3 protein-coding genes are annotated in these 2,671 nt (G+C 69.5%); all 3 read right to left on the bottom strand.

What is annotated here, in order from left to right; all coding sequences use genetic code 11:
- The coding region (locus tag AC5RTT_RS20365; RefSeq protein WP_494146678.1) for a DUF5682 family protein at window positions 1-999 on the bottom strand (999 nt) is incomplete at its 3' end.
- Between the two features lie 4 nt (window positions 1,000-1,003).
- On the bottom strand, window positions 1,004-2,110 hold the full coding sequence (locus tag AC5RTT_RS20360) for an ATP-binding protein (RefSeq protein WP_494052232.1): 1,107 nt from the start codon (window positions 2,108-2,110) through the stop codon (window positions 1,004-1,006).
- On the bottom strand, window positions 2,107-2,671 hold a 565-nt coding region (locus tag AC5RTT_RS20355), incomplete at its 5' end, for a DUF5691 domain-containing protein (protein WP_494146677.1). The genes AC5RTT_RS20355 and AC5RTT_RS20360, both read right to left, overlap by 4 nt.

Raw genomic sequence — 2,671 nt, 5'->3', positions numbered from 1 at the left:
GGCCAGTCCGGGGCTGGGCCGGCCCCGAACGGTGGCCAGGGCAGCGGCAAGCCGGCTTGCCTCCACCACGGAAGCGGTGGAGGCGCCAAGGTTTTCCCGGCGCAGGGCGTGGGCCACCCGAACGAGCCAGGTGGTGGCCACATCGGTGCCCCCGTCCCGGACCATCCAGTGGTTGAAAAGGTGCTGGTACCAGCCGGGGGCCGTGACCCCGGCACCGTATCCGCTGCGGAAGCTCAGGCGGTCAGAGGTCCACGGCACCCATGTGGCAGTGACCTTGGCTCTGGGCAATCCGGACAGGAGCTTGTTGTCTGCCGTGGCCGGAGGGAAGTTGTGCGGCACCAGCGCGGGCGCGTGGTAGGCGCCGCACACCACCGCCACGCTTCGATGCCCCTCGCGGATAGCGGCGCGCAACACCCGCCGCATGGCGGCCTCGCGCAGGCTGTTCTCCACCACATCCGGATGCCCCTCCGGCCTTGGATCCCCCGCGCGGATCTCCGCAATGGCATCAGTGATGGCAAGGAACCGGTCAAGGGGTCCGCCGTTCCGATGCTCAACCGCGTCTTCCCACCACCGTTCGGCATCGCTGTAGCCGGCTGCCTCAGCAAGCATCGCGATCGCGTCCGGCCGGTACGAGCCGTCGGAGCCGGCCGGAAGGCCCTCGGGCACATCCGCGATGCGGCGCGCGAACGTGTTGGCCGCCGGGAGGTCCATGGCCCGGACCTGAGCCCCGGTGGACAGGGCCCAGCGGATGGCCACCCATTCCGGGGAGAAGCCGGCCAGCGGGTAGAAGGACGCCAGCCGGGGCTCGTCCTGGGCGTAGATCAGTCCGGCTACAGGCGGCACCATGTCAGGGTCGGCGAGCAGGGGAAGGACCTGGTCAAGTTCCGGAGGACCCTCCACCATGACCAGGCCGGGCCGTAGCTCGGCCAGGGCCTCGGCGACGGACCGGGCGGATCCCGGACCGTGGTGCCGGATTCCCAAGACGTGGACGTCTGTCATTCGGCTAGTTGGAGGAATCGAGGTCGCGGCAGGCCCGGTAAAGGTCCTTCCAGTCGGGGCGGTTGCGGACCACTGTTTCGAGGTACTCCTGCCAGATGACCCGGTCCTGCACCGGATCCTTGATCACGGCACCCACCAGGCTTGCGGCCACGTCCCCGGCCCGGACAGTGCCGTCACCGAAATGGGCAGCCAGGGACAGGCCGTTCGTCATCACCGAGATGGCTTCCGCCGTGGACAGGGTGGCCGACGGCGACTTGATGGTGGTGCGCTGGTCCTGCGTCACGCCGGCCCGGAGCTCCCGCATCACCGTAACCACCCTCCGGATCTCCGAGAGCTCCGCGAGGTCCGCCGGCAGTTCAAGCGCACTGCCCAGGGCACGGACCCGTGCGGTGACGATTTCCACCTCCTGGTCGATGGTGTCGGGAAGCGGAAGCACCACCGTGTTGAACCGCCGGCGCAACGCGGAGGACAGGTCGTTGACGCCCTTGTCCCGGTTGTTGGCCGTTGCAATGATGTTGAAGCCCTTCCGCGCCTGCACTTCGGCGTCCAACTCGGGAATGGGAAGCGTCTTCTCGCTGAGAATCGTGATCAATGAATCCTGCACGTCCGACGGAATCCTGGTCAGCTCCTCGACCCGGACCAGGCTTCCGGACTCCATGCCCCGCATCACGGGCCCGGGGACAAGGGCCTCGCGCGACGGGCCGTCGGCGAGCAGCCGCGCATAGTTCCAGCCGTAGCGCAGGGCTTCCTCCGGCGTCCCAGCGGTTCCCTGCACCACCAGCGTGGAGGAGCCGGAGATTGCTGCTGAGAGGTGCTCGCCCAGCCAGGTCTTCGCCGTGCCCGGCACGCCCAGCAACAACAGTGCCCGGTCGGTGGCCAGGGACGCCACCGCGATCTCCACCAGCCGGGACGAACCGAGGTACTTGGGGGTGATCTCCACCCCATTGGGCAGGGTGCCGCCAAGGATGTACGTGGTGACGGCCCAGGGGGAGAGCCGCCAGCTGGGCGGGCGGGGCCGGTCGTCGGCGGCGGCCAGTGCCTCCAGTTCCCTGGCGTAGGCGTCCTCGGCGTGGGCGCGGACAATGTCGGCGGGTGCCTGGGCATCGGTCATGGAAAAGCCTCCGTCAGTGATTGTCGGAATGAAAGGTACTGGACGGCGTCCCGCAGGACACGCCGCCGCGAACCGTCGTCGTCGGGACGCGCGAGCAGGCGCCGGCACTCGTCGGCGGCCTCCGGCGGAAGCGCAGCCGGCAGGATGGAAGCCAGCAGGCCCGCCACGTAACCGTTCTCCTTGCGGGCGATGACCTCAAGGACAGCTCCGGCGAGCGGCGCACCCCAGGGCGTTGGAAGGTCGCGGAGCAGCTGAACCAGCGCCACCGGCTGGATGCCGCCGGACCGCAGGTGCTGCAGCAGCCACCGCTCGCGTTCTTCAGGGGGCAGGCAGGACAGGAGCCGCGGGTCTGTGCGGACACCCAGCAGGGCGCGTGCCCACTCCGGCTCTTCCCTGAGGACCGCGGTGGCGCTGATCGCATCGATAATGCGTGGTTCCGCCTCCAGCAGGGCGAGCGTGCCTGCCGGGTCCCGGCCTGCCGCCGTCGTCCATACCGCCAAGGGTGCGCCGCGGATGATCGCATCCAACCAACGGACCCGGTCCGGGTCCCCGGTGCGCGGC

It is taken from the genome of Arthrobacter sp. Y3221157 (assembly GCF_059089865.1).
Note: the sequence above shows the minus strand (reverse complement) of the source record. Positions and strands in the feature narration are given on the sequence as shown.